Genomic DNA, 12,529 nt, shown 5'->3' on the forward strand with positions numbered 1-12,529 from the left:
GGGATCACGACTTCTGACCGATTTTCGGCTCGGTGCCTGCGCGCAGGCGCGTGATGTTCTCGCGGTGGCGCAGCAGCACGAGCGCCGCCAGCACCACGCCCAGCAGAACCATGCCGCCGAAGCCCTTGACCAGCATCCACAGCGGCGCGCTGACCGCCGCGGCAAGCGCACCGGCCGAGGAGATGCGCGTGATCCCCGCGGCCGCCGCCCATGTCGCGCAGCAGGCCAGCCCCACCGGCCAGGCCAGCGCCAGCACGAGGCCAAGGAACGTCGCCACCCCCTTGCCGCCCCTGAAGCCCAGCCAAGCCGGGTAGCAATGGCCGAGGAAGGCGGCCAGCCCGGCGACCTGCGCGGCATCCCCGCCGGCAAGCGCGCGCGCCGCCAGCACCGCGACCGCGCCCTTGGCCGCGTCCAGCAGCAGGGTCGCGGCCGCCGCGGCCTTGGACCCGGTCCGCAGCACGTTGGTGGCGCCGATGTTGCCCGAGCCGATCTCGCGCAAGTTGCCCAGCCCCAGCAGCTTCGACAGAAGCAGGCCGAAGGGCACCGCGCCCAGAAGATACCCGAGCACGGCCCAGAGGATCAGACCTGCGGCGGAGGTCTCCAGCGCGGGCATCAGGCGGCCCCCCCGTGCACGCAGGTGCCCGCGACATAGGTGGCCAGCACGCGCCCCTGGAGGCGCTGGCCGTCGTAGGGCGTGTTCTTGGATTTCGAATGCAACGTCCACCGGTCGAGCACGAAGGGCTTGTCCGGGTCGAACAGCACCAGGTCCGCGGGGGCGCCCCGTGCCAGCCGGCCGCAATCCAGCCCCAGCCGCCGCGCCGGGTTCAGCGACAGTGCCCGGAACAGCGCGGGCAGCTCCAGCTCCCCGGCGTGATAAAGGCGCATCGCCGCCGGCAGGAAGGTTTCCAGCCCCACGGCGCCGCTGGCCGCCTCCTCGAAGGGCAGGCGCTTGCTTTCCTCGTCCTGCGGCGTGTGCATCGAGCTGATGATGTCGATCAGCCCGTCGCGCACCGCGGCGACGACCGCCTGGCGATCGTCCTCGGATCGCAGGGGCGGCTTGACCTTGAAGAAGGTACGGTAGTCCGCGACGTCCAGCTCGTTCAGCGTGAGGTGATGGATCGACGTGCCCGCGGTGATGTCAAAGCCGTTGTGGCGCGCGCGCTCCAGTGCGGGCAGGGCGCGCTGGGTCGTGATCTGGTCGGCGTGATAGGCCGCGCCTGTCATTTCCAGAAGCGCGATGTCGCGGTCCAGCCCCATGCGCTCGGCCATGGGTGACACCGATGGCAGGCCACGCAGGCTGGCCACCTTGCCAGAGGTCGCTGCCGCCCCCGCCGAAAGGCCCGGTTCCTGCGGGTGCGCGATGACAAGCGCGCCGCAGGCGCGGGCGTAGGTCAGCGCGCGCGACAGCACCTTGGTGTCGGTCACGACATGATCGCAATCGGTGAAGGCGACGGCGCCGGCGTCCATCAGGAACCGGATCTCGGTCATCTCGCGCCCGTCCCGCCCCTTGGTCAGCGCGGCCATGGGCAGCACGTTCACCGGCGCGGCGGCGTTGGCGCGGCGTTCGACGAATTCCAGCGTCTCGGGGCTGTCGATCGCGGGAAGCGTGTCGGGGCGGGTGGCCATCGTCGTCACCCCCCCGGCGGCCGCGGCAAGGCCCGCCGAGCGGTAGGATTCCTTGTGCCGTTCGCCCGGCTCGCAGACCTTCACACCGATATCGACCAGCCCCGGGGCAAGGCAGTGGCCGGCGCAGTCGACCGTCTGCCCGGCTTCCGGCATGTCGCTGCCATGCCCGGTCGCGCGGATCGTGCCACCCTCGGCCAGCAGCCAGCCCGCCGCGTCGGTCCCCGCCTCCGGGTCGATCAGCCGGGCGTTGATGAACAGGGTTGATCCCTGTGCCCCCTCGGGCGTGCACTTCGGATCGTCATGCGCCATCTTGGCCGTCCTTCCCCTGGTCGCCGGCCGGGCCCGGCGGCGCCCGATTTTCGAACCGGCCCATGTAAATGAAAACCGCGGCGCTGGCCAGCAGGATGAGGTGTGTGGCGCCCAAGACCAGCAGGCCCCGCGGCTCATTCACATCGCCGGCCAGAACCTCGTGCACCAGGTGGATCCCGGTGATGATGACCAGCGTCGCCGCGATGCGCGATTTCACCGGCTGGAATTCGTCGCTGTAGGCAAACATCCCGTCCTCCGGCGCGTCCTGGCGCGTCGCGGCGACGTAGGCATTGTAGCCCGAGACCATGACCATGACGATCAGGTTGGCGATGAACACCATGTCCAGCAGGTCCAGCACCAGCAGGATGGTCTTGTCGCGATCGAGGAAGTCGAGGGTGATCACGGCCTCGCCCAGCGCGTAGAAGAAACTGGCACTGAGCACCAGAAGCGCAAGCATCAATCCGAACAGCAGCGGCACCTGCAGGATGTGAATGCCCAGCACCCCGCGGCGCAACAGCCGCCGGGCCCGCCGGCCGTGCCCCTTGTCGTCGCGGTCCGGCCGCGTCATCGGTCCTCCTCGCGCAGCGTGCGCATCTGTTCGGCCACGTCCTTCGCGTCGGCGATGCGTTCGAACCCGATGGGGGTGACGCGGATACGCCCGCTGTCGGTGCGGGTGCGCCTTTCCGCGAACCAGACGTTCGCGGGGGCGCCCTCGGTCAGCACCAGCGGCGCGTCGCTCTTGACCGGCCAGGATTTCAGCCGCTTGCCCAGCACCGGAAGGTCGGTCGCGATGAAGGCGCGCCGGTTGGTCAGGGTATACCACGTCCGCCGGCGGCGCAGCCGTGTCCAGAACGGCTGCACGCCGACGATCGCGAGGCCCAGCGCGACGGGCACCAGCGTGTAGGGCCACAGCGTGATGTCCAGCTCCACGCGTCGCAGCACGGAGAACTGGATGACGCCGATGGCGACGAGAATCAGGCCGAACACGAAAAAACCCTTGCGCTCGGGCGGGAACACGAGGCGCGTGTCGGGCCGCCCCTGCCAGAGGATGCGCTCGCCCGGCTCGAGGATCTCGTCCCAGTCCTTCGCGTCGGTCATCCCCGCCCCCCGGCCATGGCCCGTTCGATGGCGGCGCGCGTGGCGTCCCGGTCGGGCTGGTATTTCAGCAGGTGCTTGTCGCCGCCGCGGGTGACGACCTGCACCGCGCTGCCCAGCGTGCGGATCATCTCGATCTCGCCCAGCCGGATGGCCCGGCCCTGCGGCCCCAGAAGGCGCCGGTCGGTCAGGTCCCAGCGCACCTGCAACTCGTCGGAGGCGAGGTAGAAGGCGCGCACCGCGATCGCCGCCAGTCCGCCCACGGCCCCCGTCCAGACATGCGGGTTGCCGATGGCCCAGAGGATGGCCATGCCCGCTGCCATGGCGAGCGCGGCAAGCCACGCGTGATCGCGCCAGTAGGTCGCCCGGTCGGGGTGGAAGCTGGCGGTCACGCGTTCGCCGTCGGCCAGCGGGGTGGTGGGTGTCAGCGCCTCGGTCACGCGGCCAGCCCCGCGACGACCAGCGCCAGCAGCAAAAGCACCGCCAGAGCCGCGAGGATGACGGGACGCCACCGGATGCGATGATCCCCGCCGGCGCCCGGGCCGGATGGCGCCAAAGTGCCGCGCGCGCCACCGGCCGGCAGCGGTTCGAACTTCACGCGGTCGCCCTCTTCGAAGAAGGTGCCGACCAGCCGCAGCGGCGCGCGCGGCGTCAGTGTTTGTGCCTGCCCGCCGAACGCGCGCGAGGGCAGCACCAGAACATGCCCGCGCAACGAGTCCAGGCGCGCCTTCATGTCCGCCAGCTGGTTGTCGGGGATCCGGTGCCCCTCGGACAGATATGCCGACAGTCCCAGCCCGGCGAGGTCGTCCAGCGCGATCACCTCCACCTGATCGGGGTCGAGGTGCGCCGAGCCGAGGGCGTCGCGCAGCGGCCATGCGTCGTCCTGCGGTTCGGCGAAGGCGGACACGTCCTCGGCCGGCAGGTCGATGGCAAAGACCCGCACCGTGCCGTGTTCGCCCGGCTTGACCTCGACCGTCTCGCTCACACCATGACCCCCTCGGCGGGCGCGCGCAGGTTGCGCGCCAGAAGGTCCATCGCAGCCATGCGCACGGCCACGCCCATCTCGACCTGCTCCTGGATGACGCTGCGGTTGATGTCGTCGGCCAGTTCGCCGTCGATCTCAACGCCGCGGTTCATCGGGCCGGGGTGCATGACGATGGCCTCGGGCGCGGCGAAGGCCAGCTTCTCGGCGTCCAGCCCGTAGCGGAAGTAGTATTCGCGTTCGCTGGGGATGAAGCCGCCGTCCATCCGCTCGCGCTGAAGGCGCAGCATCATCACCACGTCGGCCCCGCGCAGGCCCTCGGCCATGTCGTCGAAGACCTCGACGCCGAAGTCGCGGATGCCCGCCGGCATCAGCGTGGGCGGCCCGATCAGCCGGACGCGGTTTTCCATCTTGCCCAGAAGCAGGATGTTCGAACGTGCGACACGCGAATGCGCGATGTCGCCGCAGATCGCGATGTTCAGGCGGTGCAGCCGTCCCTTGGCCCGGCGGATCGTCAGCGCGTCCAGAAGCGCCTGGGTGGGATGTTCGTGCCGGCCATCGCCGGCGTTGAGGACCGCGCAGTTGACCTTCTGCGCCAGCAGGTCCACCGCGCCCGAATGCGGGTGGCGGACCACCAGAAGGTCCGGGTGCATCGCGTTGAGCGTCATCGCCGTGTCGATCAGCGTCTCGCCCTTCTTCAGTGAACTGGCCTGCATCGCCATGTTCATCACGTCCGCCCCCAGCCGCTGGCCCGCGATCTCGAAGCTGGCCTGCGTGCGCGTGGAGGCCTCGAAGAACATGTTGATCTGCGTGAGCCCCTGGAGCGCCTCGGCATGCTTTTCCGGGCGCCGGTTGAGGTCGACGTACTGGTCGGCAAGGTCGAGGACCGTCGTGATCTCGGACGGGGCGAGAGGTTCGATCCCCAGAAGATGGGCGTGGGAAAAACTCATCCGGGCCTCCGATCCGCTCACCGCCGCTTATAGGAAGCGTGGCGGCCCGGGGCAAGCGGTCGTGCGCCCGCAGGCCGCTCAGGTGAAGCGGTTGTCGCGGGGGAAGCCGCGCGGGGCCATCCGGCCCGCGGTGGCGCGCTTGCCCAGCCACTCGGTCAGGTCCGTCTCGGTGCGCGTGCGCCCGGCCGGGTCCTTCCAAGACAACCCCTCCGCCAGATCGAAGGTGGTCACGTCCGACAGCCCGCCGTCCTTGTAGCGTTGCAGCCGCACGCCCTTGCCGCGGGCCATCTCGGGCAGTTCGTCGACGGGGAACACCAGCACCTTTCGGTTCTCGCCCACCACGGCGACGTGATCGCCCGTCACCGGCTTGCATATCTTCGCGCGCGCGTCGCCCTTGAGGTTGAGCACCTGCTTGCCTGCCCGCTTCTGCGCCACGACCTCGTCCTCGGAAACCAGGAAGCCGTCGCCTGCGTCCGATGCCACCAGCAGCTTGCGGCCCGGGCGGTGGATGAAAAGCTCGACGATCTCCGCCTCGTTGGGCAGGTCCGTCAGAAGGCGCAGCGGCTCGCCCATGCCGCGCCCGCCCGGCAGGTTGGCGGCGGGAACGGTGTGGAAACGCCCCGTCGACGCGAAGACCAGCAGCCGATCCGTCGTCTCGGCGTGGAACATGAAACGCGGGCCGTCGCCGTCCTTGAACTTGAGCTGGCGGTTGAGGTCGATGTGCCCCGTCATCGCCCGGATCCACCCCATCCGCGAGCACACCACGGTGATCGGTTCGCGGTCTATCATGGCCTCCAGCGGGACATCCTCGGCTTCCACGGCCTCGGCGAAGCGGGTGCGCCGCGCACCACCCGGATCGTCCTTGCCGAAGGTCTTGCGGACCTCCCTGAGCTGTTCGGCCACGCGGCGCCACTGCAGGTCCTCGCTGTCCAGCAGGTCCTCGAGGTTCGCGCGCTCCGCCATCAGGTCGTCGCGTTCCTTGATGAGCGCCATTTCCTCCAGCCGGCGCAGGCTGCGCAGGCGCATGTTGAGGATGGCGTCCGCCTGCACCTCGCTAAGGCCGTCGCCGCCCTCGGCCGGCGGCGGGGACACGTAATCGTCTTCCGAGGTGGCACGGGTGAAATCGCGCCCCCAGTCCTCGCGCATGAGCGCGGCCTTCGGCGCGTCGTCGTAGCGGATGATGTCGATGACGCGGTCGAGGTTCAGGAAGGCCACGATCAGCCCTTCCAGCACCTCGAGACGATGGTCGATCTTCTCGACCCGGTGGCGCGCGCGGCGGATCAGCACCTCGCGTCGGAAATCGAGGAAGGCGCGCAGAACCTGCTTGAGGGAACAGACCCTCGGCGTGACGCCGTCGATCAGCACGTTCATGTTCAGCGGGAACCGGACCTCCAGGTCGCTGTTGCGGAACAGCATTCCCATCATCACGTCCGGGTCCACGTTGCGCGACCGCGGCTCCAGCACCAGCCGGATGTCGTCGGCGCTTTCGTCGCGCACGTCGGCAAGCACGGGCACCTTCTTGGTCTGGATCAGTTCCGCGATCTTCTCGATCAACTTGGATTTCTGCACCTGGTACGGGATCTCGGTGACCACGACCTGCCACTGGCCGCGCGGCAGCTCCTCGCGCTCCCACTGCGCGCGCAGCCGGAAACTGCCGCGGCCTGTGCGGTAGGCCTGGGCGATCGTCTCGGCCGGCTCGACGATCACGCCGCCGGTCGGGAAATCCGGGCCGGGTATGTGGTTCAGCAGCGTGTCGTCGCGCGCGTCCGGCGTCTTGATCAGGTGCAGACAGGCATCCACCAGTTCGACGATGTTGTGCGGCGGGATGTTCGTGGCCATGCCAACCGCAATGCCGCTGGCGCCGTTGGCCAGAAGGTTCGGGAAGCGGGCAGGCAGAACCACCGGTTCGGTCAGCGTGCCGTCGTAGTTGGGCCGGAAATCGACGGCGTTTTCGTCCAGCCCTTCCAGCATGGCCTCTGCGACCGCCGTCATCCGCGCCTCGGTGTAGCGGCTGGCGGCGGGGTTGTCGCCGTCGATGTTGCCGAAGTTGCCCTGACCGTCGACCAGCGGGTAGCGCACCGCGAAATCCTGCGCCAGCCGCGCCATCGCGTCGTAGATCGCCGCGTCCCCGTGGGGGTGGTAGTTGCCCATCACGTCGCCGGAGATCTTGGCCGACTTGCGGAACCCGCCGGTGGACGCGAGGCGCAGCTCGCGCATCGCGTACAGGATGCGACGGTGCACGGGCTTGAGCCCGTCGCGCGCGTCCGGCAGCGCCCGGTGCATGATGGTGGACAGGGCATAGGTCAGGTACCGCTCGCCGATCGCGCGGCGCAGCGGTTCGGCCGTCGGCGCGGGCAGGTCGCCGTTTTCGTCCAGCAGGTCGGTCATGGCCGGGTGATAGCGACGGCGTGGGGGCAGGACAAGCACATTGACCGGGCCTGTCCCCGTTCCCCCTGAACTGGCCGCACGAATCGTGTAGGCTCCGGTTTCTTGCCGCGACGGCGGCGCTGGGGGAGACGCGGGATGTGGCGCTTCATCGTGGTGGTTTTCGGCTTCCTGGCGCTGGCGTTCTATGAACTCAGCGGCGGGGCGGATTATGCCCCGCGGCCCAATTCCCTTCAGGTCCGCGCGGAGATCGGCAATGTCCGGCCGCAGGCGCGCCCCGGAAGCACACGGCCAAACAGCGCCGGCGGCGATATGCCCGATGCGCCCGCGAAGGCGGCTGGCACCGATGGAAAGCCCACACGTGTCTCTGTTTCCCTTGACTCGTCCGACGACGCGCCCGGGGGCGGGGCGGAGGCATCCACCGGGCCGCCGGATATCCCTGCCGATGCCGAGATTCGGCGGGTCAGCGACATGTCCACAAACCTGCGTGACGGTCCTGGCATCCTTTTCCCGCGGATCGCCGTGGTCGCGCCGGGCTCGGAAGTGGCGGTGATGGACGATCCGGGCGGCGACTGGCTGCGGCTGCAGGTGCTTGCGACGGGCCGTGTGGGCTGGGTGCCGCGCTGGACGCTTAAGGTGCCGGCAACGGCGACGGAGCCGCCGAACTGATTGCATCGCGACCCGGCCCGCGCCATAGGTCGGTCATGACCAAACCCGCGATCCTCATCACCGGGTGTTCCTCCGGTATCGGGCTCGACGCGGCCCACAGGCTGCGCGCCCAGGGCTGGCGTGTCTTTGCAAGCTGCCGCAAGTCACGCGATTGCGACCGCCTGCGCGCGCAGGGCTTCGAAAGCCCGCGCCTGGACTACGCCGACGAGGACAGCATCGCCGAGGCGGTCGATCAGGTCCTGTCCGCGACCGGCGGACGGCTGGACGCGCTGTTCAACAATGGCGCCTTTGCCTGCCCGGGCCTTGCCGAGGATGTTCCGCGCGGTGCCCTGCGCGAGGTGTTCGAGGCCAACCTGTTCGGCTGGCATGACCTCACCCGTCGGGTGATCCCGGCGATGCGGGCGCAGGGGCACGGGCGCATCGTGCAGTGTTCGTCCGTGCTCGGGCTCGTGGCGATCGGTTGGCGCGGCGCCTATGTCAGCACCAAGTTCGCGCTGGAGGGTCTGACCGATGCGCTGCGTATCGAGATGCGCGGCACCGGGATTCACGTCGTGCTGATCGAGCCGGGGCCGGTGACCTCGAAGATCCGGCAGAACGCCATCCCGCAATTCGAGCGCTGGATCGACTGGCAAGCCTCGGCCCGTGCCGACGATTACCGCGAAAGGCTGATCCCGCGCCTTTACGCCGATTACACCCCCGACCGGTTCGAACTGCCGCCCGCGGCGGTTTCGCGCAAGCTGATCCGCGCGCTGGAGAGCCGCCGGCCAAGGGCGCGCTACTATGTCACCACGCCGACCTACCTGATGGGGACGCTGCGGCGCATCCTGCCGACGCGCGCGCTGGATTGGGTTATCTCGAAGGGCTGATTTGTCAGAAATCGCTTTCGCTTTTCGCGGTCGGCCCGCTACATGAGCGGAAGACACGTAACGCAGACACGGGAAGGCGCATGGCAGACGATCCTCTTTTCATCATCGTGGTGGTCGCCTGCGGTGCCGTTGCGGCCATCCTGATCTTCGGTATCGGGACGTTCGGCCGCGGCGGTGAATTCAACCGCAAGCATGCCAACAAGATCATGCGCTGGCGCATCGGCGCGCAGTTCGTCGCCGTTCTGCTGATCCTGCTTTTCGTCTACATCCGCAGGCAAGGGGGGCAATGACATGGTTGTGCTCAACAAGATCTATACCAAGACCGGCGATGCCGGTGAAACCGCGCTGGGCAACGGTGCGCGCGTGGCCAAGCATGCGCTGCGGGTGGAAGCCTACGGCACGGTCGACGAGGTCAACGCCACCGTGGGGCTGGCCCGGCTGCAAGCCACCGGCGAGACGGACGCGGCGCTCGCGCGCATCCAGAACGACCTGTTCGACCTCGGGGCCGACCTGTGCCGCCCCGATCTGGCCAGCGACGCCGAAGCCGAGTACACCCCGCTGCGTGTCAGCGACGGCCAGGTCGCGCGGCTGGAATCCGAGATCGACGGGATGAACGCGGTGCTCGAGCCACTGCGCAGTTTCATCCTTCCCGGTGGCAGCGCGCTGGCGGCGCATCTGCACATGTGCCGCACCGTCGCCCGGCGGGCGGAACGCCTGACCGTCGAGCTGGCCACCACGGAAGAGGTGAACCCGGCCGCGGTGACCTACCTCAACCGGCTGTCCGACTGGTTCTTCGTGGCCGGTCGTGTCAGCAACGACAACGGCAACGACGACGTGCTCTGGACTCCCGGGGCCAACCGATAGCCCGCGAGAGGCAATCTTTCCGACGCGACGTCGCCGGGCGCAAAGGTGACGATTTTGCCCTGTTGCGCCCCAGACGAAGGCGATATGAACGCGCAAGAGAGTTCGGGAGAGTCGGTGTCGGCTCTTCGCCAATTCAAGGGAGACCATGCAAATGAAGGTGCTTGTGCCTGTCAAACGCGTGATCGACTACAACGTGAAGGTCCGCGTTAAGGCGGATGGCAGCGGTGTCGATCTGGCCAACGTGAAGATGTCGATGAACCCCTTCGACGAGATCGCCGTCGAGGAGGCCATCCGCCTGAAGGAGGCCGGCAAGGCCGAAGAGGTCGTCGCCGTCTCGATCGGCGTGAAACAGGCGCAGGAAACGCTGCGCACGGCCCTGGCGATGGGCGCCGACCGTGCGATCCTGGTCACCGCGGCCGATGACGTGCATACCGACATCGAACCGCTGTCGGTTGCGCAGATCCTGGCCAAGGTTGTCGAGGAAGAGGAGCCCGGCCTCGTGCTGTGCGGCAAGCAGGCCATCGACAACGACATGAACGCCACCGGGCAGATGCTGGGCGCGCTGCTGGGGTGGAGCCAGGCGATGTATGCCAACAACATCGACATCGAGGGCGACCACGCCGTCGTCACCCGCGAAGTCGATGGCGGCCTGCAGACCATCAAGGTGAAGATGCCGGCGATCGTGTCCACCGACCTGCGTCTCAACGAGCCGCGCTATGCCTCTTTGCCCAACATCATGAAGGCGAAGAAGAAGCCGCTGGACGAGAAGACGGCCGAGGACTACGGAGTCGACGTCACCCCGCGGCTGGAGGTCCTCAAGACCGAGGAGCCGCCGGCGCGCAAGGCGGGCGAGATCGTGGGCTCGATCGATGAACTTGTCGAGAAACTCAAGGAAGCGGGGGCTGTGTGATGGCTGTTCTTCTTCTTGCAGAAGTCAATGACGGCGAACTGTCGTGGGATGCCACCGCCAAGGCCGTGGCCGCGGCGAAGGAACTGGGCGATGTGACCGTGCTGTGTGCCGGCGCGACCTGTTCTGCCGCCGCCGAAGAGGCCGCGAAGATCGAGGGCGTGGCCAAGGTGCTCTGCGCCGAGCACGACCTTTACGGTCACCGCCTGGCCGAGCCGGTGGCGCGCCTGATCGCGGACCTGGCTGCCGACTATGACCACGTTGTCGCACCGGCCACCACCGACGCCAAGAACATCCTGCCGCGCGTGGCCGCGTTGCTGGACGTGATGGTGATAACGGATGTCTCGGGTGTCGTGGATGCCGACACCTTCGAACGGCCGATCTACGCCGGCAACGCGGTGCAGACCGTCAAGTCGCGCGATGCCAAGAAGGTGGTCTCGATCCGCACGGCCAATTTCGACGCGGTGGGCGAACAGTCCGCGGCCTCGGTCGAGACCGTCGACGCCGCCGCCGACCCGGGCCTGAGCGAATGGGTCGAGGACAAGGTCGCCGAGTCCGACCGCCCCGAGCTGACGTCGGCCGGGGTCGTGGTTTCGGGCGGCCGTGGCGTGGGCTCGGAAGAGGACTTCCAGCTCATCGAGAAACTGGCGGACAAGCTGGGCGCGGCCGTCGGTGCGTCGCGCGCCGCGGTCGACTCGGGATTTGCTCCCAACGACTGGCAGGTGGGCCAGACCGGCAAGGTGGTGGCACCCGACCTCTACGTTGCGGTGGGCATCTCGGGGGCCATTCAGCACCTGGCGGGAATGAAGGACTCCAAGGTCATCGTCGCCATCAACAAGGACGAGGAGGCACCGATCTTTCAGGTCGCCGACTACGGCCTTGTCGCCGACCTGTTCGAGGCGGTCCCGGAGATGACCGAGAAGCTCTGACGCCGCGGCGTGTCGCGGCACATCTTGCACGGATTGGAAAGGCCTGCCGTCCGGCGGGCCTTTTCACGTTCGCCCGGCCAGCTCCGAGACGACGGGTGCCAGCGCCACGGCCGTTTCCCGGTGAACGGCCGGGCCGGGAAGGCGCGCGGCGATCGGCGCCTCGACCGGCCCGAAAACCATGCCGCGTGTGCCGTCGGCGCGGGCTGGTTCGCTCGGGCAGACCGTGACGACCGAGGCCGCCTTCTCGCGTAGCGTTTCGACCATCTCGGCCGTGACGAACGCCGGCGCCGCCCCGGCCTCGGCGGGGCCGCTGCCCGGATCTGACGCCGGCCCCGGCCGGGTCTGCATCCAGAGCAGGACCGTCGGCACGCCGATCCGTTCGATCAGTTGTTTCATGCGCACCACCCAGGCGGTTTCGAGTTCGTCGCGCACCATGCGGAACCGTTCCGGGGAGGTCGCTTGAAGCCGTGCCAGGAGATGACCAGTGAAGTGGACCTCGGTGAAATCGACGTCCCGGAACACCGTCTGCAGCAGGTCCGAGGCTTCGACGAAACGATCGTTGCGCCGGGGATGCACCGTGTAGAACCGGTTCGAAAGGTTCGTGGCCGGCGGCAGTTGCAGCACCGCCAGCCGCGCGCCGCCCGCAGCGCCGATGAGCTCCGAATCGTTGAGGAAGACGTCGGGGCCGGCCTGCGCGCAGCCGAAATTCACGCATTTCACGCCCGTGGCCTCTTCCACCAGGGCGGGAAAGGGACGCGCCACGAAGCGGCCGTAAGTTTCGATTCCCCCGAGAAATGCGGCGTAGCATCCGTCCAGCCGGCGGCGCGGCCCGCGGAACAACAGCCGGGACTTGCCGTACCGGCACGGCAGATAGTCGAGGGACGCCCCCGAAAGACGCTCGTAAGCCATTTCACCCACCATGAATTATTCACCCGTCGCCGAGAGTC

Annotated in this window: 15 protein-coding genes; 6 read left to right on the top strand and 9 right to left on the bottom strand. The window is 68.4% G+C overall.

Annotated elements, in window-relative coordinates; genetic code table 11:
- Nucleotides 1-4: 4 nt before the first annotated feature.
- The 8 genes from plsY to CEF10_RS01270 form a co-directional block, all read right to left on the bottom strand.
- Nucleotides 5-613 carry a glycerol-3-phosphate 1-O-acyltransferase PlsY gene (gene plsY, locus CEF10_RS01235; protein WP_101065535.1) on the bottom strand — a complete coding sequence of 203 codons (609 nt, stop codon included), beginning with the start codon at nucleotides 611-613 and terminating at the stop codon, nucleotides 5-7.
- Nucleotides 613-1,935 (bottom strand): dihydroorotase, encoded by a 1,323-nt coding sequence (gene pyrC, locus CEF10_RS01240; RefSeq protein ID WP_101065536.1) that lies wholly within the window; start codon nucleotides 1,933-1,935, stop codon nucleotides 613-615. The genes plsY and pyrC overlap by 1 nt, the downstream gene beginning before the upstream one ends.
- Nucleotides 1,925-2,503 (bottom strand): YqhA family protein, encoded by a 579-nt coding sequence (locus CEF10_RS01245; RefSeq protein ID WP_101065537.1) that lies wholly within the window; start codon nucleotides 2,501-2,503, stop codon nucleotides 1,925-1,927. Before CEF10_RS01245 ends, pyrC begins: the two co-directional genes overlap by 11 nt.
- Entirely contained in the window at nucleotides 2,500-3,033 is a 534-nt protein-coding gene (locus CEF10_RS01250) for an aspartate carbamoyltransferase catalytic subunit (RefSeq protein WP_101065538.1), read from the bottom strand. The genes CEF10_RS01245 and CEF10_RS01250 overlap by 4 nt, the downstream gene beginning before the upstream one ends.
- On the bottom strand, nucleotides 3,030-3,470 hold the full coding sequence (locus tag CEF10_RS01255; RefSeq protein ID WP_101065539.1) for a hypothetical protein: 441 nt from the start codon (nucleotides 3,468-3,470) through the stop codon (nucleotides 3,030-3,032). Before CEF10_RS01255 ends, CEF10_RS01250 begins: the two co-directional genes overlap by 4 nt.
- A complete protein-coding gene (locus CEF10_RS01260; protein ID WP_101065540.1) occupies nucleotides 3,467-4,015 on the bottom strand; it encodes an aspartate carbamoyltransferase catalytic subunit in 549 nt (182 codons plus the stop codon). Before CEF10_RS01260 ends, CEF10_RS01255 begins: the two co-directional genes overlap by 4 nt.
- Nucleotides 4,012-4,962: an aspartate carbamoyltransferase catalytic subunit gene (locus tag CEF10_RS01265; RefSeq protein ID WP_101065541.1), complete on the bottom strand. Its 951-nt coding sequence runs from the start codon at nucleotides 4,960-4,962 to the stop codon at nucleotides 4,012-4,014. Before CEF10_RS01265 ends, CEF10_RS01260 begins: the two co-directional genes overlap by 4 nt.
- Before the next feature lie 78 nt (nucleotides 4,963-5,040).
- A complete protein-coding gene (locus CEF10_RS01270) occupies nucleotides 5,041-7,350 on the bottom strand; it encodes a DNA topoisomerase IV subunit A (RefSeq protein WP_101065542.1) in 2,310 nt (769 codons plus the stop codon).
- Nucleotides 7,351-7,485: 135 nt separating this feature from the next.
- Here CEF10_RS01270 and CEF10_RS17020 point away from each other — a divergent pair, with 135 nt between their 5' ends.
- The 6 genes from CEF10_RS17020 to CEF10_RS01300 all read left to right on the top strand — a co-directional run bounded on the left by CEF10_RS17020 (nucleotide 7,486) and on the right by CEF10_RS01300 (nucleotide 11,582).
- Nucleotides 7,486-8,016: an SH3 domain-containing protein gene (locus CEF10_RS17020; protein ID WP_198586122.1), complete on the top strand. Its 531-nt coding sequence runs from the start codon at nucleotides 7,486-7,488 to the stop codon at nucleotides 8,014-8,016.
- A 35-nt stretch (nucleotides 8,017-8,051) separates the two neighbouring features.
- A complete protein-coding gene (locus tag CEF10_RS01280) occupies nucleotides 8,052-8,882 on the top strand; it encodes an SDR family NAD(P)-dependent oxidoreductase (protein ID WP_101065543.1) in 831 nt (276 codons plus the stop codon).
- 80 nt (nucleotides 8,883-8,962) lie between these two features.
- Nucleotides 8,963-9,172 carry a twin transmembrane helix small protein gene (locus tag CEF10_RS01285; protein WP_101065544.1) on the top strand — a complete coding sequence of 70 codons (210 nt, stop codon included), beginning with the start codon at nucleotides 8,963-8,965 and terminating at the stop codon, nucleotides 9,170-9,172.
- 1 nt (nucleotide 9,173) lies between these two features.
- On the top strand, nucleotides 9,174-9,746 hold the full coding sequence (locus CEF10_RS01290; protein WP_101065545.1) for a cob(I)yrinic acid a,c-diamide adenosyltransferase: 573 nt from the start codon (nucleotides 9,174-9,176) through the stop codon (nucleotides 9,744-9,746).
- 151 nt (nucleotides 9,747-9,897) lie between these two features.
- On the top strand, nucleotides 9,898-10,656 hold the full coding sequence (locus tag CEF10_RS01295; protein WP_101065546.1) for an electron transfer flavoprotein subunit beta/FixA family protein: 759 nt from the start codon (nucleotides 9,898-9,900) through the stop codon (nucleotides 10,654-10,656).
- Nucleotides 10,656-11,582, top strand: a complete 927-nt coding sequence (locus tag CEF10_RS01300; protein ID WP_101065547.1) for an electron transfer flavoprotein subunit alpha/FixB family protein — start codon at nucleotides 10,656-10,658, stop codon at nucleotides 11,580-11,582. Before CEF10_RS01295 ends, CEF10_RS01300 begins: the two co-directional genes overlap by 1 nt.
- Nucleotides 11,583-11,645: 63 nt before the next feature.
- Here CEF10_RS01300 and CEF10_RS01305 read toward each other — a convergent pair whose 3' ends face one another.
- Nucleotides 11,646-12,491, bottom strand: coding sequence for a DUF6473 family protein (locus CEF10_RS01305; protein ID WP_101066009.1), 846 nt, complete (start codon nucleotides 12,489-12,491; stop codon nucleotides 11,646-11,648).
- Between the last annotated feature and the right edge of the window lie 38 nt (nucleotides 12,492-12,529).

The sequence above is a fragment of the Roseovarius salinarum genome (assembly GCF_002834145.1).
In the GTDB taxonomy this organism is placed as follows: Bacteria; Pseudomonadota; Alphaproteobacteria; order Rhodobacterales; family Rhodobacteraceae; genus Roseovarius; species Roseovarius salinarum.